23 protein-coding genes are annotated in these 20,689 nt (G+C 65.2%); 11 read left to right on the top strand and 12 right to left on the bottom strand.

Annotated elements, in window-relative coordinates; all coding sequences use genetic code 11:
* The first annotated feature begins 32 nt into the window (after nucleotides 1-32).
* Nucleotides 33-1,013: a helix-turn-helix domain-containing protein gene (locus C7G42_RS13915; protein ID WP_106949498.1), complete on the top strand. Its 981-nt coding sequence runs from the start codon at nucleotides 33-35 to the stop codon at nucleotides 1,011-1,013.
* 1 nt (nucleotide 1,014) lies between these two features.
* Here the strand turns inward: C7G42_RS13915 and C7G42_RS13910 are convergent, their stop codons facing one another.
* Genes C7G42_RS13910 through C7G42_RS13890 form a run of 5 tightly spaced genes read right to left on the bottom strand, consistent with a single transcriptional unit; the run spans nucleotide 1,015 to nucleotide 5,075 of the window.
* Complete coding sequence (locus tag C7G42_RS13910; RefSeq protein ID WP_106949497.1) at nucleotides 1,015-2,160, bottom strand: acyl-CoA dehydrogenase family protein; 1,146 nt, start codon at nucleotides 2,158-2,160, stop codon at nucleotides 1,015-1,017.
* 13 nt (nucleotides 2,161-2,173) lie between these two features.
* Nucleotides 2,174-3,001: an SDR family NAD(P)-dependent oxidoreductase gene (locus tag C7G42_RS13905; protein ID WP_106949496.1), complete on the bottom strand. Its 828-nt coding sequence runs from the start codon at nucleotides 2,999-3,001 to the stop codon at nucleotides 2,174-2,176.
* Between the two features lie 20 nt (nucleotides 3,002-3,021).
* Complete coding sequence (locus C7G42_RS13900; protein ID WP_106949495.1) at nucleotides 3,022-3,429, bottom strand: MaoC family dehydratase; 408 nt, start codon at nucleotides 3,427-3,429, stop codon at nucleotides 3,022-3,024.
* On the bottom strand, nucleotides 3,429-3,884 hold the full coding sequence (locus C7G42_RS13895; protein WP_106949494.1) for a MaoC family dehydratase N-terminal domain-containing protein: 456 nt from the start codon (nucleotides 3,882-3,884) through the stop codon (nucleotides 3,429-3,431). Before C7G42_RS13895 ends, C7G42_RS13900 begins: the two co-directional genes overlap by 1 nt.
* Nucleotides 3,885-3,893: 9 nt before the next feature.
* Entirely contained in the window at nucleotides 3,894-5,075 is a 1,182-nt protein-coding gene (locus C7G42_RS13890) for a lipid-transfer protein (protein ID WP_106949493.1), read from the bottom strand.
* 87 nt (nucleotides 5,076-5,162) lie between these two features.
* Here C7G42_RS13890 and C7G42_RS13885 point away from each other — a divergent pair, with 87 nt between their 5' ends.
* The 3 genes from C7G42_RS13885 (at nucleotide 5,163) to C7G42_RS13875 (ending at nucleotide 8,244) form a co-directional block, all read left to right on the top strand.
* A complete protein-coding gene (locus C7G42_RS13885) occupies nucleotides 5,163-5,906 on the top strand; it encodes a TetR/AcrR family transcriptional regulator (protein WP_106949492.1) in 744 nt (247 codons plus the stop codon).
* Entirely contained in the window at nucleotides 5,903-7,459 is a 1,557-nt protein-coding gene (locus C7G42_RS13880) for an acyl-CoA synthetase (protein ID WP_106949491.1), read from the top strand. The genes C7G42_RS13885 and C7G42_RS13880 overlap by 4 nt, the downstream gene beginning before the upstream one ends.
* 110 nt (nucleotides 7,460-7,569) lie before the next feature.
* The gene (locus tag C7G42_RS13875; protein WP_199580889.1) at nucleotides 7,570-8,244 is read left to right on the top strand and encodes an alpha/beta hydrolase family protein; all 675 of its coding nucleotides are present in this window, start codon (nucleotides 7,570-7,572) and stop codon (nucleotides 8,242-8,244) included.
* 3 nt (nucleotides 8,245-8,247) lie between these two features.
* On the opposite strand, the gene C7G42_RS13870 is transcribed toward C7G42_RS13875, so the two are convergent.
* Nucleotides 8,248-9,222: a ketopantoate reductase family protein gene (locus tag C7G42_RS13870; RefSeq protein ID WP_106949490.1), complete on the bottom strand. Its 975-nt coding sequence runs from the start codon at nucleotides 9,220-9,222 to the stop codon at nucleotides 8,248-8,250.
* Between the two features lie 149 nt (nucleotides 9,223-9,371).
* On the opposite strand from C7G42_RS13870, the gene C7G42_RS13865 reads away from it, so the two are divergent.
* Nucleotides 9,372-10,175, top strand: coding sequence for an enoyl-CoA hydratase-related protein (locus tag C7G42_RS13865; protein WP_106949734.1), 804 nt, complete (start codon nucleotides 9,372-9,374; stop codon nucleotides 10,173-10,175).
* A gap of 3 nt (nucleotides 10,176-10,178) precedes the next feature.
* Here the strand turns inward: C7G42_RS13865 and C7G42_RS13860 are convergent, their stop codons facing one another.
* Nucleotides 10,179-10,445 (bottom strand): hypothetical protein, encoded by a 267-nt coding sequence (locus C7G42_RS13860; protein WP_106949489.1) that lies wholly within the window; start codon nucleotides 10,443-10,445, stop codon nucleotides 10,179-10,181.
* Nucleotides 10,446-10,557: 112 nt separating this feature from the next.
* Between C7G42_RS13860 and C7G42_RS13855 the strand changes: the two genes are divergently transcribed.
* From C7G42_RS13855 to C7G42_RS13840, 4 genes are read left to right on the top strand one after another with little or no spacing between them, the layout of a single operon-like run.
* Nucleotides 10,558-11,922 carry an FAD-dependent oxidoreductase gene (locus C7G42_RS13855; protein WP_106949488.1) on the top strand — a complete coding sequence of 455 codons (1,365 nt, stop codon included), beginning with the start codon at nucleotides 10,558-10,560 and terminating at the stop codon, nucleotides 11,920-11,922.
* A 33-nt stretch (nucleotides 11,923-11,955) separates the two neighbouring features.
* A complete protein-coding gene (locus tag C7G42_RS13850) occupies nucleotides 11,956-12,960 on the top strand; it encodes an ABC transporter substrate-binding protein (protein ID WP_106949487.1) in 1,005 nt (334 codons plus the stop codon).
* Between the two features lie 16 nt (nucleotides 12,961-12,976).
* Nucleotides 12,977-13,750 (top strand): ABC transporter ATP-binding protein, encoded by a 774-nt coding sequence (locus C7G42_RS13845; protein ID WP_106949486.1) that lies wholly within the window; start codon nucleotides 12,977-12,979, stop codon nucleotides 13,748-13,750.
* A complete protein-coding gene (locus tag C7G42_RS13840) occupies nucleotides 13,743-14,564 on the top strand; it encodes an ABC transporter permease (protein ID WP_199580888.1) in 822 nt (273 codons plus the stop codon). The genes C7G42_RS13845 and C7G42_RS13840 overlap by 8 nt, the downstream gene beginning before the upstream one ends.
* A 121-nt stretch (nucleotides 14,565-14,685) precedes the next feature.
* Here the strand turns inward: C7G42_RS13840 and gtdA are convergent, their stop codons facing one another.
* The gene (gtdA, locus tag C7G42_RS13835; RefSeq protein ID WP_106949484.1) at nucleotides 14,686-15,726 is read right to left on the bottom strand and encodes a gentisate 1,2-dioxygenase; all 1,041 of its coding nucleotides are present in this window, start codon (nucleotides 15,724-15,726) and stop codon (nucleotides 14,686-14,688) included.
* Nucleotides 15,727-15,816: 90 nt separating this feature from the next.
* Between gtdA and maiA the strand changes: the two genes are divergently transcribed.
* Both maiA and C7G42_RS13825 read left to right on the top strand, forming a co-directional pair.
* On the top strand, nucleotides 15,817-16,449 hold the full coding sequence (maiA, locus tag C7G42_RS13830; protein ID WP_106949483.1) for a maleylacetoacetate isomerase: 633 nt from the start codon (nucleotides 15,817-15,819) through the stop codon (nucleotides 16,447-16,449).
* Nucleotides 16,439-16,951, top strand: coding sequence for a MarR family winged helix-turn-helix transcriptional regulator (locus tag C7G42_RS13825; protein WP_199580887.1), 513 nt, complete (start codon nucleotides 16,439-16,441; stop codon nucleotides 16,949-16,951). Before maiA ends, C7G42_RS13825 begins: the two co-directional genes overlap by 11 nt.
* A 183-nt stretch (nucleotides 16,952-17,134) precedes the next feature.
* On the opposite strand, the gene C7G42_RS13820 is transcribed toward C7G42_RS13825, so the two are convergent.
* From C7G42_RS13820 to C7G42_RS13805, 4 genes are all read right to left on the bottom strand, one after another.
* Nucleotides 17,135-18,748 (bottom strand): benzoate-CoA ligase family protein, encoded by a 1,614-nt coding sequence (locus C7G42_RS13820; protein ID WP_106949481.1) that lies wholly within the window; start codon nucleotides 18,746-18,748, stop codon nucleotides 17,135-17,137.
* Nucleotides 18,745-19,884 (bottom strand): FAD-dependent monooxygenase, encoded by a 1,140-nt coding sequence (locus tag C7G42_RS13815; protein ID WP_199580886.1) that lies wholly within the window; start codon nucleotides 19,882-19,884, stop codon nucleotides 18,745-18,747. The genes C7G42_RS13820 and C7G42_RS13815 overlap by 4 nt, the downstream gene beginning before the upstream one ends.
* 181 nt (nucleotides 19,885-20,065) lie before the next feature.
* The gene (locus tag C7G42_RS13810; RefSeq protein ID WP_094973403.1) at nucleotides 20,066-20,281 is read right to left on the bottom strand and encodes a hypothetical protein; all 216 of its coding nucleotides are present in this window, start codon (nucleotides 20,279-20,281) and stop codon (nucleotides 20,066-20,068) included.
* Between the two features lie 31 nt (nucleotides 20,282-20,312).
* Nucleotides 20,313-20,684, bottom strand: coding sequence for a hypothetical protein (locus C7G42_RS13805; RefSeq protein WP_106949480.1), 372 nt, complete (start codon nucleotides 20,682-20,684; stop codon nucleotides 20,313-20,315).
* Nucleotides 20,685-20,689 lie beyond the last annotated feature (5 nt).

Raw genomic sequence — 20,689 nt, 5'->3', positions numbered from 1 at the left:
GAAGTGAACCGGATTGGTCTCGGAGTGAACCGATGCAGGAGATCGAGCGCGCCGTTCCGTCACGCCAATCGGCCTGGGACACCGCGGATATCAGGCCAGGCGAGCAATTTGCCTACTACCGCGAGGCGGTCTGCCAGGCCTTCATGAAGTTGACTCCGGAGCCGATGGCGGCCGCAGGCTTCCGCGCCAGTGTCGAGAACGTCAGGCTCGGCGATGCCGCGATCAACCGCGTCAGCTTTCCCGAGCACGTGGTGCGTCGTTCCGCGGCCGACATCGCGGCGTCCGACCGCAGCTGCTTCTATCTCAATCTGAAGCTGGCCGGCCGCTGCCGCATTCGGCAGGACGGTCGCGAGATCAGTCTCTCGTCAGGACAGGTCGGAATTTTCGACAGCGACCGGCAGTTCGCTCTTCTGCACGATCGTGGTCCGCAATTGCGGGTCGCCTCGTTTTGGGTGCCGGCGGAGGTTTTGCGCGAACGCTTGCCGGCATCGTTCGACGTCTCGGCGTCCCGAGTCTCCGACGACCCCTTTGTCGGCCATCTCATCGTGGAGACGGCACGCACGCTCAGCGACGGCGCACTGCGCATGACCGAGCAGGAGGGCGTGCGGTTGTTCCGGGCGCTGATTGAACTGGTCGCCGTGAGCCTGTCGCGGCGGAGCAGGGCAGGCGCTGCGGCGTCCGAGAGTCTTGCCGACGCAACCACGCTGGCGCTGAAACGCGCCATTCACCGGCGGCTCCGCGAGCCCGGCCTTGCGGTCGCCGATGTCGCCGAGGCCGTCGGCATCAGCGAGCGCTACGTCCACAAGCTGCTGGCGCGATCGGGCTTCAGCTTCACCAATTATGTCATCGACAACAGGCTCGATGGAGCGGCCAGGGATCTCGGGGATCCAGAGATGGCAGACCGTGCGATCGGCGCCATCGCGTTCGATTGGGGCTTCTCGGACCTCTCCCACTTCACCCGACGCTTCAAGCAGCGCTTCGGCTGCCGGCCGCGCGACTGGCGTGCGCGTTGATCTACAGCGACCGCGCGATCAACAGCTTCATGATCTCGTTGGTGCCGCCATAGATCTTCTGGATGCGGGAATCGATGAAGATGCGCGAGATCGGGTATTCCTGCATGTAGCCGTAGCCGCCGAACAGCTGTAGGCATTCGTCTGCGGTCTGGACCTGCTTGTCCGAACACCAGTATTTCGCCATCGACGCGGTGACGGTGTCGAGGTCGCCAGCGACCAGGCGCTCGATGCACCAGTCGACGAAGACGCGGGCGATCATCGCCTCGGTCTTGCGCTCGGCAAGCGTGAAGGCGGTGTTCTGGAAGTCCATCAGCGGTTTGCCGAAGGCTTTCCGCTCCTTGGTGTAGGCGACGGTGAGCTTGACGGCGCGCTCCATCGCGGCGACGGCGCCAACCGCGAGCGCGAGGCGTTCCTGCGGCAATTGCTGCATCAGCTGGACGAAGCCCTGGCCTTCCTCCTTGCCGAGCAGGTTCTCGGGCGGAACCGTGACGTTGTCGAAGAACAGCTCGGATGTGTCGGAGGCGTGCAGGCCGATCTTGTCGAGGTTGCGTCCGCGCTTGTAGCCGTCCGCGCCCGCGGTCTCGACCACGATCAGCGAAATGCCCTTGGCGCCGACGTCACCGGTGCGGGCTACCACGATGACGAGATCGGCGGCCTGGCCGTTGGTGATGAAGGTCTTCTGGCCGTTGATGACGTAGGAATTGCCCTGCTTCTTTGCGGTGGTCTTGACGGCCTGCAGATCCGAGCCGGTGCCGGGCTCGGTCATGGCGATGGCGCCGACCATCTCGCCCGACGCCATCTTCGGCAGCCAGCGCTTCTTCTGTTCCTCCGAGCCGTAATTGAGGACGTAGTGGGCGACGATGGCGCTGTGCACGGAGACGCCGGTGGTCAGCTCGGGCACCGTGCTCTCGAGGTCGTCCAGCACCGCGGCGTCATAGGCGAAGCTGGCGCCCAGCCCGCCATATTCCTCCGGCACGCTGGCCAGCAGCGCGCCCATCTCGCCGAGGCCGCGCCAGGCGAAGCGGTCGACCATCTTCTGCTCGCGCCACTTCTCGGCGTGCGGCGCCAAATCCTTGGCGAGGTATTTCCGGAACTGGTCGCGGAACGTGTCCAGCTCTTCGGTCATCCACGATGATCGGTAATGCATCGGCGCCTCGCTTTCAGACTATCAGGCCGCCACCGGCGACGACCACCTGGCCGCTGATATAATTGGATTCCGGGCTGCAGAACAGATAGACGGCGTCGGCTGCCTCTTCCGGCGTCCCGCCGCGGCCGAGCGGAATCATCCGCGACATCGCCTCCAGCATCTGCGGCTGCACGCCCACCTTGATGTCGCGGCCGGCGACGTCGATGGTCTTCTGCTGCGCCTCGATCGGCTCGGTCAGACGGGTGTTGATCAGGCCGAAGGCGACGCAATTGACGTTGACCTTGTAGCGGCCCCACTCCTTGCACATGGTTCGGGTCAGCCCGATCAGCGAGGCCTTGGCCGAGGAATAGCTCGCCTGTCCGGCATTGCCGTAGAGGCCGGCGATCGAGGAGATGTTCACGACCTTGCGGAACACTTCGCGACCCTCCTCGGCCTCCTTCCTGGCGAAGACGCGGATCGGCTCGGCCGCCGCGCGCAGCAGCCGGAACGGTGCGACGAGATGGACGTCGAGCATGGCCTGGAACTGCTCGTCCGTCATCTTCTGGATGGTGGAGTCCCAGGTATAGCCGGCATTGTTGACGATGATGTCGAGCCCGCCGAACTTGTCGAGCGCGGCGCCGACAAAGCGGTCGGCGAAGCCTGTTTCCGCGACGCTGCCGTTCACGGCGACGGCATCGCCGCCGAGCGCCTTGATCTCCGCGACCACGGCGTCGCCGGGCGCGGCATCGAGGTCGTTGACGACGACCCTGGCACCTTCGTGCGCAAGCTTGAGTGCGATCGACCGCCCGATGCCGCGGCCCGAGCCGGTGACGAGCGCGACCTTTCCCTGCAGTTTTGCCATTTGGATGTGTTCTCCTGCTGTTACAGCGCGATGACGGCGCTGCCGTCGAGCTTGATCTCGCCGCGTTCGTCCCTGGTGGTGAGCGCGAGCCTTGCCCGTTGCTCGCCGTTCGCGGCGAAGAGCTCGGTCACGGTGCCCTCGCATGTCAGCCTGGCGCCAAGCTGGGTGATGGCGACGAAGCGCGTCGCGAAGGCGCGGAGCTTCGATGGCGGCACCGCATCGGTGAGCGCCTGGCCAAGGCAGGCCATCACCAGCATGCCGTGGGCGAACACATCAGGAAATCCCGCCGCTTTGGCGAAGTCGATATCGACGTGGATCGGATTGTGGTCGCCCGATGCGCCGCAATACAGCGCGAGCGTGTGGCGGGTGATCGGCGGGAAGACCTTGTGCACGATGCGGTCGCCGGCCTTGATGTCTGCGGCTGCCATCACGACGCAACCTCGTTGCGGACGACGATGGTGCGCGCGGTATCGGCGACATGCACGCCGTCCTGGTTGGTCACCTCGCACCGGATGCCGATCAGCGTCATCGCGCCGCCCTTCTTCTCCGCGACGCTGGTCACGCTCGGTCGAAACGTCAGGGTGTCGCCGACCAGAACCGGCGCGTGATAGACGAAGCTCTGCTCGCCGTGCAACACACGGGCGAGATCGATGTCGAGCGCGGTGAACATTTCAAAGGGATCGTCGACGTCCATCATCTCCAGGCAGAACAGATAGGTCGGCGGCACCGGCGTGCCGGCGAATCCGGATGCGCGCGCCGCATCTGCGTCGCGATAGACCGGGTTCTGTTCACCTAGCGTATTGAGGAAGTAGCGAAGACGGCCCGGCTCCACGCGCGCGGTGACGGGTGTGAAGCAGCGCCCTACGGCGGACTGATCGACCATGGCGTGCTATCAGTGCCGCTTGTAGAGGGTGACGACGCAGGCGCCGCCGAGGCCGAGATTGTGCTGGAGCGCGACCTTCGCGCCCTCGACCTGCGTGGGACCTGCCGTGCCACGCAACTGCCGCGTCAGCTCGTAGCACTGCGCAAGCCCGGTGGCGCCGAGCGGATGCCCCTTCGAGAGCAATCCGCCGGACGGATTGGTCACGATACGGCCGCCATAGGTGTTGTCGCCATCATTGATGAACTTGCCGGCTTCGCCCTCGCCGCAGAGGCCGAGCGCCTCGTAGGTGATCAGCTCGTTGTGGGCGAAGCAGTCGTGCAGCTCGACCACGTCGAGATCGCCGGGTCCGACGCCGGCGCTTTCATAGACGCGGCTGGCCGCCTCCTTGGCCATGTCGTAGCCGGCCAATTGCATCATGTCGCCGGCTTTGAAGGTCGAGGGCGTGTCGGTGGTCATGGCCTGCGCTGCGATCCGCACCTCTTTGCCGATGCCGTGCTTGTCCGCAAACCGCTCGGACACCAGCACCGCGGCGGCGCCGCCGCAGGTCGGCGGGCACGCCATCAGGCGCGTCATCACGCCCGGCCAGATCACCTGGTCGTTCATGACGTCGTCCGCGGTGACCTCCTTGCGGAAGAGTGCGAGCGGATTGTTCTTGGCATGACGGCTTGCCTTGGCGCGCACCTTGGCGAAGGCGTCCAATGGTGTGCCGTACTTCTTCATGTGGCTGAGCCCGGCGCCGCCGAAATAGCGCAGCGCCAGCGGAATGCCGGGGGCGTCGATCAGCTCGTCCGCGGCCGCGTCGAATTCCTCGAATGCGCTCGGGCGATCGGTATAGACGCTGCCGAGCGCGCCGGGCTTCATCTGCTCGAAGCCGACCGCCAGCACGCAATCCAGCGCCCCGCTCGCGATCATCTGCCTGGCCATGAACAGCGCGGTCGAGCCGGTCGAGCAATTGTTGTTGACGTTGACGATGGGGATGCCGGTCATCCCGACATGGTAGAGCGCGCGCTGCCCGCAGGTGGAATCGCCGTAGACGTATCCGACATAGGCCTGCTCGACCGTCTCGTAACCGAGGCCGGCGTCGGCGAGCGCGAGCCTGGTCGCCTCGGTCCCCATTGCGTGATAGGGCGCGCTGGCGCCCGGCTTGGCGAACGGGATCATGCCGACCCCTGCGACGATGACGTCAGACATCGTTCCTCCGATAATTTACCCGTTGGACTTTTTCTTACCTGCGGGTAATATATCGGCCGTCGCCCTCCGGAGTCAACGCAGTCGAGCATGGATTCAGCGCCGCCCACTCCGCCATCTTCCCCGCCATCCTCCCCGTGGCTGCCGTTCGAGAGCCGGCGCCGCGCCCGGGACGAGAAACGCGAGGCGGTGCTGCGCGCCGCCGTGCAGCTGTTCCTGGAGCAGGGCTATCATCGCGTCACGCTAAACGAGGTCGCGGAGCGGCTGAACATCACCAAGCCCGCGCTGTACAATTACTTCCGGGGCAAGGACGAGATCCTGTTCGAATGCTGGTCGATGGGCGCCGAGCTCGTCGACAGCGTCATCACCGAGATCAATGCCGGCAGCGGCTCGGGCCTCGCCAGGCTGCGCAAGCTGGTCCACGCCTATGCCGCGCTGATGGCGACCGATTTCGGCGCGAGCCTGGTGCGCTTCGACCTGCGCGACCTGACCGAGCGGAACGCCGCCGTCGCGCGCGCGGCCAAGAAGCGGATCGACGCCACGTTCCGGGACTATATCGCCGCAGGCATGGCCGACGGTTCGATCAAGGCCTGCGATCCCAAGCTTGCCGCGTTCGCGATCGCGGGCTCGCTCAACTGGATCGGTCACTGGTATCGCCGGGACGGCGGTTTGTCGCCGACCGCGATCGCCGACGAGTTCACGGCTCGGCTGACCGAAGGCCTGGCGGCTGCCGGCCCGCAACACACGATAAAGAAGAAGCCGGGGGCGCCGCAAAGGCGCAACCCAGGACGCAAGACAACAGGGAAGAAGCGTACAGGAGGAGGAACGCGATGAACATCACGCACGGCCTGCGGCGCGCGCTGCAGATCAATCCGAACGGGCTGGCCACCGTCTATGGCCAGCGGCGCCGCGACTGGGGTGAGCTCGGTGAACGCGTCACCAGGCTGGCTGGTGGCCTGCGCACGCGCGGCGTCAGGGACGGCGATCGCATCGCCGTGCTGTCCTTCAACTCCGACCGCTATCTCGAGCTCTATCTGGCGACGGGCTGGGCCGGCGGCGTGATCGTGCCGCTCAACATCCGCTGGAGCGCGCTGGAAAACGAGGATGCGCTGCGCGACTGCCGGGCCTCCGTTCTGGTGGTGGACAAGGCTTTCGCGCAAATCGGCGCGCAGCTCGCCGGCACCATTCCGGGGCTCAAGCTGATCTATGCCGACGACGGTGAGGTGCCGGCGGAGATGGAGAGCTATGAGGATCTGGTCGCGGGCAGCGCGCCGGTTGCCGATGCCATGCGCAAGGGCGGCGATCTCGCCGGCATCTTCTACACCGGCGGCACCACCGGACGTTCCAAGGGCGTGATGCTCAGCCACCAGAACCTGATGGCCAATGCGCTCAACGCCCTCGGCGAAGGGCTGTTTCCGGCGAGCACGACCTATCTGCACGCCGCCCCGATGTTTCACCTCGCCAACGGGGCGGCGATGTATTCCCTGCTGCTCTCCGGCGGCTCCAACGTGATCGTTCAGGGCTTCACGCCCGAAGGCGTCATGGCCGCGATGCAGAACGAGCGCGTCACCGACGTGCTGCTGGTGCCCACGATGATCCAGATGCTGGTCGATCACCCCGCGATCGCAAACTACGACCTGTCGTCGCTCAAGCATATCATCTACGGGGCGTCGCCAATCAGCGAGGCCGTGCTCGACCGTGCCGCGCGGGCACTGCCGCATGTGCGCTTCACGCAGGCCTATGGCATGACCGAACTATCGCCGATCGCGACGCTGCTGCACTCCGACGAGCACGTCGGCGAAGGGCGCAGGAAGGGACGTCACCGCGGCGCCGGCCGCGCCACGCTCGGCTGCGAGGTGCGGATCGTCGACGAGAACGATCAGCCGGTGCCGGCTGAAAGCGTCGGCGAGATCGTGGTGCGCGGCGACACCGTGATGATGGGCTATTGGGAACGGCCGGAAGAGACCGCGCGCGCCGTCGTCGATGGCTGGATGCATACCGGCGACGGCGGCTACATGGACCAGGACGGGTTCATCTATGTCGTCGACCGCGTCAAGGACATGATCATCTCGGGCGGCGAGAATGTCTACTCGGTCGAGGTCGAGAACGCGCTCGCGCTGCACCCCTCGGTGCTGCAATGCGCGGTGATCGGAGTTCCCAACGAGCAATGGGGAGAGCAGGTCCATGCCGTCGTGGTCAAGCGCGGCGGCGCGGAGGTCTCACCCGGCGAGCTGATCGAGTTCACGAAGACGTTGATCGCGGGCTACAAATGTCCGCGCAGCATCGATATCACCGAGACGCCGCTGCCGCTGTCCGGCGCCGGCAAGGTGCTGAAGCGCGAGCTGCGCAGGCCGTTCTGGGAAGGCCGGGACCGGCGGGTGAGCTAAGGACCTGCGCTCGCGCGGGCCGTGCGCATCGCGAGCAGGCGCTTGGTCTCCTGTTTTCAGATCGCGCTCGGGCAGGTACCATCGAGGAAATTCATCGGGAAAATTCAGTCTTGGTCGAGACGCGCGAACTCAAGCTCGACATCGAACGCATCGGTACGGTCTCGGCGCTCCTGACGCGACCGAACCATGCGCGCGCCTGCTACGTGCTGGCGCACGGTGCCGGCGCCGATATGCGGCATTCTTTCATGGAGAAGGTCGCAGCCGGTCTCGCCGATCGCGGCATTGCGACGTTCCGCTTCAACTTCCCCTACATGGAAAAGAAGCAGGGGCATCCCGACCAGCCCGCGGTCGCGCACGCTGCCATCCGCGCGGCGGCCGCGGATGCGGCGCGACTTTGTCCGGGGGTGACGCTAGTCGCCGGCGGCAAGTCGTTCGGTGGACGTATGACCTCGCAGGCGCAGTCGAAGACGCCGCTGCCTGACGTGAAAGGGCTCGCCTTCCTCGGCTTCCCCCTGCATGCCGCCAAGAAGCCGTCGTCCGAGCGGGCCGAGCACCTCGCCGGCATCGCGATCCCCATGCTGTTCCTGCAGGGAACGCGCGACGGACTTGCCGACCTCGGCCATCTCAAGCCAGTCATCGCGTCGCTCGGCCCGAAGGCGACGCTGCACGAGGTCGAAGGCGGCGATCACTCGTTCGCGGTGCTGAAAAAATCCGGCCGCAGCAACGAAGAGGCGCTCACCGAGGTGCTCGATACGCTTGCGGCCTGGATCGACGATCTCGCCTGAACCTCACGCCGAGTAGAGCCCCTTGTCCCGTGCCTTCTGGATCGCCAGCGCGGCGATCAGGTCGAGCGTCGGTGTCGAAAGGCCGGCGGTGCGCGCGAAGGCGGCAGGCGCCTTCACCAGCACGTCGATCTCCATGGCGCGGCCAAGCTCGTAATCCTGCAGCAGCGAAGGCTTGTGATTGGGGGCGGGACCGCTGCGCGTCACGCGCTTCACCTCGGGGATGAAGTGCTGCGCGATGTCGTTGGCCTCGTTAAGCATGCGCGGGATGACGTCCGCAAAGGCGGCGTCGTCGCGCACGCCACGTGCGGTCTGGCCGGTGAGCAGGCACAGCACCGACAGCGACATGTTGGTCAGCAGCTTTGACCAGATCGCCTCGCGGATCTCGGCGACCGGTGGAGACTCCAGCCGCGCGTCGTTGAACACATTGCGCAGCTTGGTGATCCGTTCGCAATTGCGATCGTCGCATTCCCCGATCAGCAGGCGGTTGCGGTCCGGGGTGAGATTCTGCACCACGCCGGGCGCGGTCACTTCGTTGGAGGAGAATACGACGCCGCCGATGATCCGCTCCTTCGGGATGCAGGCGCGCAAGCGTCCGCCGGGGTCGAGGAAGGAAATGTCCGGCGGTGTCGGGTGCCGCGGTGGCAGGCCGATCCCGTACCACCAGGGAATACCGTTCTGGGCGAAGACGATGGCGGTGTCGTCCTGAAGCAGCGGCTTGAGGCTGGCGACCAGTCCCGTCAGCGCGGTGGCCTTCAGCGTCGAGATCACGACGTCCTGCGGACCGAGCTGGGCCGGATCGCCCGAGGCGTTCACCTTGGCGGAGACCTCGGAATCGCCGACGCGCAATTTGAGGCCATTGGCCCGGACCGCCTCCAGATGCGCTCCCCGCATCACGCATGAAACGTCATGACCGGCGCGCGCCAGCCGGACCGCAATGTGGCTGCCGACGGCGCCCGCGCCGAAAATGCAGATGCGCATGATGATTCCCTGGTCCCAAACTGTCGCCCGCCGCCACCATGACACAAGCCGCCATGCGATGGGCGCGACCGCCCCACGCTGGAAAGATATGGATCGGGATGCGCTGCCTCGGCCATAGTGCAGGGCAAACAATGACCGGAGGGATCGCCGTGACTGCCAGCCCCGTGCTGTGGACCCTTGACGAGCGAGGGGTTGCGACCGTCACCTTGAACCGGCCGGAGGTCAACAACGCCTATGACGGCGCACTGATCGCGGGCGTGCTCGCGGCGATGGACGATCTCGGCAAGAAGCCGAATTTGCGCGTCGTCGTGCTCAAGGGTAACGGCAAGCATTTCCAGGCCGGCGCCGACCTGAAATGGATCAACGGCGTGCGGCCGCAATCGGCCGAGGCGAACGAGGCCGCTTCGCGCGCGACGTACGAAGCCGTGCAACGGCTCAACACCTTGCCGATCCCCACGGTCGCGCTGGTGCAGGGCGGCTGCTTCGGCGGCGGCACCGGCGTGATCGCGGCTTGCGACATCGTGATCGCCGCGGACAACGCCCTGTTCTCGATCACCGAGGTGCGCTGGGGCCTGACGGCGGCGATCATCATCCCGCAGCTTTGCGACGCCATCGGCGTGCGCCAGGTCCGCCGCTACGCGCTGACCGGTGAACGGTTCGGTGCCGAGGACGCCCGCCGCATCGGTCTGGTCCATGAGGTGGTGCCGCTCGCCGATCTCGAAGCCGCCGGCGCCAAGGTGGTCGAGCAACTGCTCGCCAACGGGCCGGAGGCGATGGCTGAAACCAAGCGCCTCGCGCTGGAGAGCTCGTTCGGCGGCATGGCGGTGGACGATGCCGCCTACACGCGGCTCGTGCAGCTGCATTCGCTCAAGCGCCAGAGCGCGGAGGCGGCGGAAGGGCTGGCCTCGTTCGCGGAGAAGCGGGCGGGGAACTGGGGCGGCGGGAAAGGCTGAACGTCAGCAGCCGCGGCAGATATTGTTGATGCTGCGATAGACGGCATCGTCGTCCTGTCGCATCTGGCGCAGCGTGCCGAGCGCCTGGCTGTCATTGGCAGGGGCAACGGGCTTGCGCTTCGCCGCGAGTTCGTCCTCCTGCCGCTTGTAGCAAGCTTCGCGCTCGGCCTTGGCCTGGATGAAGCGGCAGCTCTGCTCCACGGCTGCGGCGGGCGCGATCACGTGAAAGAGCAATGCGGCTATAGCGAATCTGGCGATGATCGAATCCATGCCGGACGTTGTCTCAACCCGGCTGACGGGAAGCAACCGCGATCTTGCGACGTAGAGGTGAGCCGGGCTAATCCAGGCTTGGGCGAGCAAGCGATTTTGGGAGGAGCGCGCCATGCGGGCCACAATGATCGAAGAACCGGCACGCCAGGTGCCGCTCTATGGCGAATATGAAGTCGTCGTGCTCGGGGGCGGTCCGGCCGGGATCATCGCGGCGGCCTCAGCCGCGCGCGCCGGGCGAAAGACGCTTCTGATCGAGCGCTACGGCTTTCTCGGCGGCATGGGCACCGCCGCCGGTGTCACAAATTTTTGCGGCCTGCATGGCAATGTCCATGGCGAGCATCGCAGGCTGGTGCAGGGCATGGCGTCCGAGTTGCTGGCGCGGATCGACCGGCTCAACGGCCTGAACACGCCGCATCTGATCCTCGGCAAGGTCTTTGCCCAGGCCTACGATACCGCAGCCTACAAGATCGCGGCGGACCAACTGCTGGCGAGCCACAAGGTGCACATCCTGTTCCACGCGCTCGGCGCCGGCGTGGTGATGGGCGATGACAGCCGCATCGACGCGCTGATGGTCGAGACCAAGGCCGGACGGCAGGCGGTGCGATCGGAGATCTTCATCGATTGCTCCGGCGACGGCGACCTGGCCGTCTGGGCCGGTGCGCCATTCGACATCGGCGACGCGCACGGACATCCGATGTATCCCTCGATGATGCTCCGTCTCAACGGCATCGATCCCGACAAGGCGGGCGATGCCTGGCGCACCATTCCGCAATTGATGGAAAAAGCGCTCGCCGCCGGCACCCACACATTCCCGCGCAAGAGTGCCATCGTACGGCCGCAGAAATCCGGCATCGAATGGCGGGTGAACTTCACGCAAGTGGCGCGCGAGGACGGCCACGCCATCAACGGCGTCGAGCCCGACGATCTCACCCGCGGCGAGATCGAGGGCCGCAAGCAGGCGCTCGCCGCCTTCGAATTCCTGCGCACCGTGCCGGGGTTTGAAAAATCCTACATCGTCGATTTGCCGCCACAACTCGGCATCCGCGAGACCCGCCGCATCAAGGGCGGCTACCAGCTCAGCGGCGAGGACGTGCTCGGCTGCGCCTCCTTCGAGGACTCCATCGGCGTCAATGGCTGGCCGATCGAGGCTCACGTTCCCGGCGACGTCGTCTTCACCTTTCCGCCGATCCCGGAATCCCGCGGCTATAACGAGCTGCCGTATCGGATGCTGGTGCCCGAAGGTGCCGACAATCTGCTGGTCGCCGGCCGTTGCGCCTCGATGACCCACGAGGGCCAGTCGGCGGCACGGGTTTCCGGTGCCTGTTTCGTGATGGGCGAGGCCGCCGGTTCCGCCGCTGCCTTGGCACTCTCCGGAAACCGGATTCCACGCGACATCCCCATTGAAAAGTTGCAGGAAACGTTGAAACAACAAGGCGCCTTCATCGGACGGGACCAGCCGGTGCCCGAGGGCCTGTAACGGACTGCAAGATAAACGGCGGAGGAAGCAGGGATGATCGGAATTGCGCGGCTCGCGGCAGCCAGTCTTTTGGCGATCATGGCGATGGGGACAGCCCACGCCGAGGATGCGCTGAAGGCCAGGATCGGCGTGCTCCGTCTGTCCTCCTCCGCGCCGGTTTTCATCGCGCAGGACAAGGGCTATTTTCGCGAGGCCGGCCTCGAGGTCGAGCTGAAATTCTTCGACGCGGCACAGCCGATCGCGGTCGCCACCACGTCGGGCGACGTCGATTTCGGCATCACCGCCTTCACCGCTGGTCTCTACAATCTCGCCGGCAAGGGCGTGCTGAAGGTGATCGGCGGCATGAGCCGCGAGAAGGCCGGCTATCCCCTGATCGGCTATTTCGCCAGCAACAACGCCTATGCCGCTGGATTGAAGACGCCGAAGGACCTCGCGGGCAAGCGCGTGGCGATGACGCAGGTCGGCTCCTCCTTCCACTATTCGCTCGGCCTGCTCGCCGACAAATACGGCTTCAAGCTCGCGGACGTGAAGATCGTGCCGCTGCAATCGCTGTCCAATGCCGCCGCCGCGCTGAAGGGCGAGACCGTCGATGCGGCGCTGCTGCCGATCTCGACGGCGCGAAAGCTCACGGACGAAGGCGGCGCGAAATTCTTAGGGTGGGTCGGCGACGAAACGCCGTGGCAGCTGGGTGCGGTGTTCGCCTCGCCGAAGACGCTGACCAACAAGGCGCTGGTGACGAAGCTGCTCGGCGCCTTGGCGAAGGCGGACCGCGAATATCACGACGTCATCCTTGCCGCGATGAAGGACGGTGTCGCGCCGATCAACGGGCAGACAAAGCCGCTGCTGGAGATCATCGCGAAGTACACCAACCTCCCGGTCGAGCAGGTGGTCGGCAATTGCGCCTATATCGATCCCGACGGCAAGCTGGACGTGAAGAACGTCGACAACCAGATCAAATGGCTGCAGGAGCAGGGCTTCGTCGACAAGGGCTTTGACGCGAACGCGATCATCGCGAAGGACTATGTGAAGGCGGATTGAGAGCAGAACGTAGACGATGGACCTGATCGCCAACCACATCTCCCATCGCTTCGGCGATCTCGCCGTGCTCGACGACGTCTCCTTCACCGTCGGCGCCGGAGAGGTGGTTGCGATCGTGGGTCCTTCGGGTTGCGGCAAGAGCACGCTGTTGTCGATCCTCGGCGGGCTTCTGCAGCCGACCTCTGGCGCTCCCGAGCTGCGCGGCGCACCGCCGCCGGATAGCCTCAACCCGCTGACCTTCGTGTTCCAGGATTTTGCGCTGCTGCCCTGGGCGAGCGTCGAGGACAACGTCGAATTCCCGTTGCTGCACACCCAGCTCTCGGCCACGCAGCGCCGCGCGCTGGTCGAGGATGCCCTGCGCCGCACCGGCCTGACCGATTTTCGCAAGACCTATCCAAAGCAGCTCTCCGGCGGCATGCGCCAGCGCGTCGGCATTTCGCGCGCGCTCGCGGTGAAGCCCGCCATCCTGCTGATGGATGAGCCGCTGTCGGCGCTGGATTCGCAGACCCGCGAGCTCTTGATGGAGGATTTCGTCCGCCTGCTCGCCGATGGCGGCATGGGCGCGGTCTATGTCACGCATAATCTCGAAGAGGCGGCGCGGCTGGCCGACCGCATCGTGGTGCTGTCGCGGCGGCCCGGCCGCATCCGCGAGGTCGTGACCGTGCCGATGACGCGGGCCGAGCGTGGCGAAACCGCGGCGCGTGAAAAGCTGCTGGCGCTGCAGAACCAGATCTGGTCACTGATCCGCAACGAAGCGATCGATGCCGAGCGTGAGGTCCAGCATGCTTGATCGCGCGGCGGCTGACATTGCGAAGGACGAAGCGACGCGGCGCGTGCGGTTTCGCGGCGCCGGCTTCGTGCCCGCGAGCAGTCGCTATGGCGGCTGGATCGCGCTCGCTCTGGTCATCGCGATCTGGCAGGCAGCGGGCAGCTCCGGCCTCGTCAATGCGCTATTTCTGCCGACGCCCGCTGCAATCGTCCGCGCGATCTATCAGCTCGCGGTCTCCGGCGCGCTCTGGCAGCATGTCTCGGCGTCGCTGCTGCGCATCGGCGTCGGCTGGCTGCTCGGCACCGCGGCCGGTGTGGTAGTCGGCTTTGCCATCGGCCTCTCCCGACTGGCGCGCGGCGTCGGCATCACCTTCATCTCGGCGCTGTTCCCGATCCCGAAGATCGCGCTGCTGCCGCTCCTGATCCTCTGGCTCGGCATCGGCGAAGAGCCGAAGATCGCGACCATCGCGCTCGGGGTGTTCTTCTCGACCGCGATCTCGGTCTATAGCGGCGTCGACGCGGTGCCGCGCAATTTGATCCGCATGGCGCAGAGTTTCAACGTTCCGTTCGCGACCATCGTGCGCAAGGTGATCTGGCCCGGCGCGCTGCCCGCAATCCTCGCCGGCTTCCGCATCACCGCATCGGTGGCGCTGCTGCTCGTCGTCAGCGCCGAGATGATCGGCGCGCAATACGGCATCGGCGCCTTCGTGCTGCAGGCCGGCAATCTGATGCAGACGGATCAGCTGCTCGCGGGCGTGGTGATCCTGTCGGTGTTCGGGCTGGCGGTCGGGAAGGTGATCAATGTGCTGGAGGCGCGGTTGCTGCACTGGCGGTAGCCATAGTCACCGCTGCTGTAGGGTGGGCAAAGCGAAGCGTGCCCACCATTTGGTTGATCACTCGCGGAGGTGTGGTGGGCACGGCGCGTTGCGCCTTTGCCCACCCTACGAGACCTATGCTTCACGCGTTGCCGCGATCTTCCCTGAACAGATCCAGCTTCTGCTGCACGGGCCGATCCGAAAAGCTGAAAAGCACGGCGTCCTCATCCGCCTCGTGCGTGACCCAGTGCCAGCTCGGCACCACGAACAGGTCGCGCGGGCCCCATTCGAAGACGACATCGCCGATGCGGCTGCGGCCACGGCCCTCGATCGGGCAGAACACGGTGGCGTCGGTCGATCGATAGCGCGCGGTCTTGAAACCCTTGGGCAGCAGCTGGATGAAGGTGCCGATGGTCGGCATCGCGAAATCGCCGGTCTCGGGATTGCTGAACTTCAGCTTCAACCCGTGGCAGGCGTCCCACTCCTGGCTCGTCCTGGCCTTCTCCAGCGCTTCGCGGGTGTAGGCATAGGGATAGCTGAAGATCGGCGAGGTCTTCGAGTTGCGCTTGACGTCGACCGGCAGCAGATTGTGGCCGTAGCGCGCAAAGCTGTCGCCGGCGGGCTTCGTGATCTTCTGCTGGTCTTCCTTGGAGCCTTCCGCAAAGGAGCAATCGAAGAACTGCACCAGCGGAATGTCGAGGCCATCCAGCCAGAACATCGGCTGATCGGTCTCGTTGGAATGATCGTGCCAGGTCATCGACGGCGTGATGATGAAATCCCCTTGCTCCATCGCGGTGCGCTCGCCGTCCACCGCGGTGTGCGCGCCTTTGCCTTCGAGCACGAAGCGCAGCGCCGACTGGCTGTGCCGGTGTGCCGGCGCGACGTCGCCGGGCACCACCATCTGCACGCCGGCATAGAGCGAGGTCGTGATCTTGGACTGGCCGCGCAGGCCCGGGTTCTCCAACACCAGCACGCGCCGCTCGGCTTCCTTGGCGGTGATCAGTCGGCCCGCCTCCGTCATGTAGTCGCGGATGACGTCGAATTTCCAGAGGTGCGGCCGGCAGGCGCTCTTCGGCTCCGGCGTGATCAGATCGCTCATCACCGTCCACAGCGCGGTGAGGTTTTCGCCGTCGATCTTCTTGTAAAAGGCCTCGCGTTCCGGCGTCTTGGTCACGGCTTCCATGGCGGCGCTCCCGTTCGTTTTGTTGATTGACAGTATACTGACGATCTAGGTAGCGTCAATGCGCCGACAAGAACGTAAGGGAGGGCTCCAATGAAGCTGCACGGCTATTTCCGTTCCAGCGCCGCTTATCGCGTGCGGATCGCGCTGAACCTCAAGGGCCTCAAGGCCGCGCATCTGCCGCATCATTTGCGCAAGGGCGAGCAATGCGCGCCCGCCTATCTCGCCATCAATCCGCAAGGCCTGGTGCCGGCGCTGGAAAACGAGGGCGGTGCGGTGCTGACCCAATCGGTCGCCATCATCGAATGGCTCGACGAAACCCATCCCAATCCGCCGCTGCTGCCGAAAGATTCGCTGAGGCGCGCCAAGGTGAGGGCGTTTGCGCTGGCGATCGCCTGCGACACCCATCCGGTGCAGAACCTGAAAGTGCTGGCGCGGCTGCGCGAACTCGGGCTTGCCGAAGAGAAGGTCCAGGACTGGGCGGCGTGGGTCAACCGCGAGGGACTGTCGGCTTGCGAGACGCTGATCAGGGACGAGCCCGGGCCGTTCTGCTTCGGCGATGCGCCGACGCTCGCCGATCTCTGCCTGGTGCCGCAGCTCGCCAATGCGCGTCGTTTCGGGGTCGATGTCTCGGCCTATCCTCGCCTGCTCGCGGCGGAAGCTGCCGCAAAGGCGCTCACCGCGTTTGCCAATGCCGCACCGGAGAAGCAGCCCGATGCCGAGTAAGGCTTGTCCTCCGATCACGATCGATGCGGTCTATGCCGCGCCGGGCTATCTGTTCCGGCGCATGCAGCAGATTGCGGTCTCGATCTTCATGGAGGAGTGCAAGGCATTCGATCTGACCCCGGTGCAATATGCGGCGCTGATCGCGATCCACACCCATCCCGGCATCGACGCCACGCGGCTGTCGGCCGTGATCGCCTTCGACCGCTCCACGCTCGGCAGCGTGATCGAACGTCTGCAGGCCAAGGACTATGTCGAACGCAAGCCGGCCCCCGAGGACAAGCGGATCAAGCTGCTTTATCTCACCAGGGCCGGCGTTACGATCCTGCGCGAGATCATCCCCGCGGTCGAACGCGCGCAGGCGCGGATGCTGGAGCCGCTCAAGCCGGCCGATCGCAAGACGCTGATGGGTCTGATGTCGCAGCTCGTCGATCTCAACAACGAGGCCTCGCGCGTGCCGCTGCGCGCGGAGGACGCGCTGGAGCATCTGGGGAAGGCGGGGTGAGGGAAGCGAGGAAGGCGCCGCTGTTGCAAGAATAGAGGTGTCATTCCCCGCGGAGGCGGGGAATCCAGTATGCTGCAGCCTATCATTTCAATCACAACTGTCTCGGAGTACTGGATCGCGCGCCTTCGCGGGCGATGACCACGGTTGCGTGGCGGCGTGAGTTGCGCTACTCGCCGCGGCGCCTCACATTCGCAGCAACGCCTGCCGGTCAATCTTCCCCGTGCCCGTCTTCGGCAGCTCGTCTATGAAGATCACCTCGCGCGGATATTTGTACGGCAACAGCTTGCCCTTGACGTAATCCTGCAGCCGCCGCGTCGCTTCATCCCGGTCGGCGGTGCGATTGTTCATTACCACCACCGCCTTCAGCGTCATGCGCCGGTCCGGCAGTTCGGCCGCGAACACCGCGCATTCGCGGATGTCAGGGTGGTCGGCGAGGCACAGCTCGACCTCGAGCGGGTAGACCCACTGTCCGGAAATCTTGATGAGATCGTCGGCGCGGCCGCGGAAGAAATGAAAACCGTCGGCATCGCGGATGAAGCGGTCGCCGGTGTAGATCCAGCCGCCCTGCCGAATCGTCTCGGCGGATTTGTCCGGCCTGTTCCAGTACAGCGGCGTGTTGGAATCGCCGCGCACCCACAAAATGCCTTCCTCGTTGTCGGCGACGTCGCGTCCGTCCTTGTCGCGCAGCGCGACCTCGTAGCCGGGCACGCGCAAGCCGGCGGCGCCGAGCTTCTTCTGCTCGGGGCGGTTGGAGAGATAGATGTGCAGCACCTCGGTCGACCCGAGGCCTTCGACGATCTCCAGGCCCGTGAGCGTCTTCCAGCCGTTGAAGACTTCGGCCGAGAGCACTTCGGCCGCGGAGAGCGACATGCGCAGCGACGAGAAGTTGGTCTGTTGCGCGCCTTCGGCCTTGGTCAGGGAGGTGTAGAGCGTCGGCAGGCCGAAGAAGACCGTCGGCTTGTACTGTTCGATCGCTGCGAAGATCGTGGCCGGCTTCGGCTGGCCCGGCAACAGCAGCGTTGCCGCGCCCGCCGAGAACGGAAAGGTGACGGAGTTGCCAAAGCCGTAGGCGAAGAAGATCTTCGGCACGGAGAAGCAGATGTCGTCAGGCGTCAGCTTCAGCACGTTCTGCGCAAAGGCGAGCTCGCTATAGGCCATGTCGTGCTGCAGATGCACGATGCCCTTGGGCCGGCCGGTCGAACCGGACGAGTACATCCAGAACGCCATCTCGTTGCGATGAGTGTCCGCCTCCGCCAGATCGGCCGGGAATTGCCCGAGCCAGTCCGCAGCCGCAAGCGCGTTCGGCGCGGCGTGATTGCCCGCCTCGCCGTTGACGACGATCAGCGTGCGCAGGCGCGTGCCCTTGCAAGCCTCTGCATCGAAGCGGCCACAGAACTCGGCCTCAGCCACCGCGACTTCAGCTCCGGAATCGGCGAGATAGAATTGCAGCAGGTCCGGCGGCGTCAGTGTGTTGATCAGGAGCGGCACGAAGCCGGCCCGCACCGCGCCGAAGAATGCGGCCGGGTAGGCCGGCGTGTCGTCGAGAAACAGCAGCACGCGGTCGCCGCGCTTTAGGCCGAGCGATGCAAAGCCGTTGCCCCAGCGGCACGCGTCAGCGCAGAGCTCGGCATAGGTCCGCATGCCTGCCGGACCGATGAGCGCAAGCCTGTCGCCACTGCCCTTGGCGAGATTGTCGAACAGCACGCGGCTGGCGTTGTAAAGCTCCGGAACGGCAAAGCCGATCTCGCGCGCCCCGTCGCTGTCGACGGGCACCTGGTCGAAGATCTCGTTGCTCATGCCTCGTCCCCGCCGTTCCTGGCGGCCTCGTAACGCGCCATGAAGGCCGGCGACATGTGACGCAGGCGTGCATCGTCGATGCGGCCGGAGCGGGTGATGTAGCTATAGGCGAAGTCCATCAGGCCCTGCTGCATGTGCTGGGCAAATTGCTCGTACCAGAAGGCGCTGGTGCGCGCCGCGTTGACGAGCTTCTGCACCACCGGCTTGCGCGCGGCCTGGTAACGATGCAGTGCGGTCGCAAGATGCGCATCCGATTCCAGCGCCTTGACCAGCGCGATGGCGTCCTCGATCGCGAGCCGCGTGCCCGAGCCGATCGAGAAATGCGCGGAATGCAGCGCATCGCCGATCAGCACCATGTTCTTGAACGACCAATGCTCGTTCCAGACCCAGGGGAAGTTGCGCCAGACCGATTTGTTGGAGACGAGGCAATGGCCGCCAAGCGTGTCCGCGAACACCTCTTCACAGACGCCCTTGGACTGCTCGACGTCCTTGTACGCGAAACCATAGGCCTGCCAGGTCGCGTGGTCGCATTCGACCAGGAAGGTGCTCATGGCCGGCGAGTAGCGGTAGTGATGGGCGTTGAAGGCGCCGCGATCGGTCTTCACGAAGGTCTGCGACAGCGTGTCGAACCGCTTCGAGGTGCCGTACCAGACGAACTTGTTGGAGGAGTAGGACAGCGAGGTGCCGAAATCACCTTCGAAGGTGCGGCGGACCAGCGAGTTCAGCCCGTCCGCGGCAACGATCAGATCATATCCGTCGAGCTGGTCGACGGCCTGAATCTGCGTATCGAAGCGCGGCGTGACGCCGGCGTCGATCGCGTGCTGCTGCAGGAACCGCAGCAGCTCGAGCCGCCCGATCGAGGAGAAGCCGACCCCGTCGATGGCGACGCTGTCGCCGCCGAGGTTCAGCGTGATGTTCTCCCAGCTTTCCATGTGCGGCGCGATCGCGTCGACCGTCTCGGGGTCGTCGGCGCGCAGGAATTCCAGCGCCTGGTCGGAGAACACGACGCCAAAGCCCCAGGTCGCGTCGGCCGGGTTCTGTTCGAACAGGTCGACCTGATCCTCGGGATGACGCTTCTTCCAGAGATAGGCGAAGTAGAGCCCGCCGGGCCCCCCGCCGATCACGGCGATCCGCAAATTCTGCCTCCCTAATTGACAGTATACTTACTATCTAGGGGTAGACTAATGTGCTCCGCTGGCCCGCGCCAGCGGAATTATCGGCCGAGCGCAGGCGCGCCGAAGCGACACCTTTTTGCGTGTGTCCGAAACCGTCAGGTCCGAATCATAGCCAAACCGTGCCGGCTTGGCTATTCGCGTGTCATACGCAGCGCTTCACGTACACGCCGTTTACCAGGACCCTGGTGCAGCGGACCACCGGAACCGGCTTGCGGACCACGACGGCCGCATTCGGTCCGGCGCAGCCGGCGCGATAGACGCCGCGAGCGCACACCACCGCATTGGCGTCGGTGGCCTCGAACGTCATGGTTGCGGCGAAGGCGAAGAGTGCAGAAGCAACGAGCAGCAATGATCGCATGTTGTCCTCCCGGTGTTGTCGTCGATGAAATCTAAATGTCTGGAATTTGGTGCGACGTCGCCTCGCGCGATTCATGCTGGACTCGAATGGATGGCCTGATCTTAAGCCACAGGCGGTCACGCTCATTGATTTGGACCTCCAGCGTCTCTCGGCCTCCGTCGCTGTGATATCTGACGTCACGAACTCCAACGCCATTGAACTCGTAGATTGCAGTTTCATTGCTTGCAATGATAAGACGAACGTCCTTGTAAGATGGCGCCAGGGCAAACGATACGCTCAATCCTTCGACGGATGCTTCGTACAGAGCATCGTTGTAAATCCATGGCGCTCCCGGGTCTCTCAGCTTGGGCGCTCCCCCGAAGAGCGAAAGCAATTCGATCTCTTCGACGTTGACAGACGTCATCGGAG

It is taken from the genome of Bradyrhizobium sp. MOS003, from assembly GCF_003020125.1.
GTDB lineage: Bacteria > Pseudomonadota > Alphaproteobacteria > Rhizobiales > Xanthobacteraceae > Bradyrhizobium.
The sequence above is the reverse complement of the archived record's forward strand: the minus strand, read 5'-3'. Positions and strand labels throughout refer to the sequence as shown.